The 613-nt window shown below is 64.4% G+C and carries 1 protein-coding gene; it reads left to right on the top strand.

What is annotated here, in order from left to right; translation table 11 throughout:
• Positions 1-64: 64 nt before the first annotated feature.
• Positions 65-613: hypothetical protein (locus IF17_RS1000000137310; protein ID WP_209437802.1), on the top strand; the 549-nt coding region annotated here is incomplete at its 3' end.

Raw genomic sequence — 613 nt, 5'->3', positions numbered from 1 at the left:
TGCGGGGAACATCGGGCTGGTCGGTTACTTCAAGCCGGTGTTGCCGGATCGGGGTTCGGTTCCGGTGGATGCGTGGGACCGGGTGGTCTCCCGGTTCAATCAGCGGTCCACGGAGTTCCGTGAGCTGGCCGGGAAGATGGCGCAGTACGAGGCCGATGGCCGCTTCGTCGTCCAGGACGGGGTGGTGTTCGGTCTCGACGGCGATGGCGAACGGCGCCCGATCACGGGCGACCACGATCTGTTCGACATCTCGTCCCCGGACGGTTCCCGGCTTTCGCATCCGGAGCATGACGCGCTGATCGATGAGATGCGGGCCAAGGACATGGCCGTGGTGCACGGCGCGCACATGTTCTGGAATCCGCCGACGGCTTTCGACAAGTCGGTCTTCGACAAGATCGTCAGCTCCCATCAGGGCCCCTCCGGGGAACCGCTGCTGCGCTTCAGCCTTGACAGCGACCACGCCGTCCTCACCTGGACGCAGAAGCTCAAGCCCGGACAGGTCGACTCCTACACCGCCCGGCACACGTACGGCATTCCGGAGAAGAACTTCAACAAGTTCCGTGATGTGGCGCGGGACCGGAATGTGGTCGTGGATGTGCGGCCGACGAATCCT

The organism is Streptomyces cyaneofuscatus (assembly GCF_000718135.1).
In the GTDB taxonomy this organism is placed as follows: domain Bacteria; phylum Actinomycetota; class Actinomycetes; order Streptomycetales; family Streptomycetaceae; genus Streptomyces; species Streptomyces cyaneofuscatus.
The sequence above is the reverse complement of the archived record's forward strand: the minus strand, read 5'-3'. Positions and strand labels throughout refer to the sequence as shown.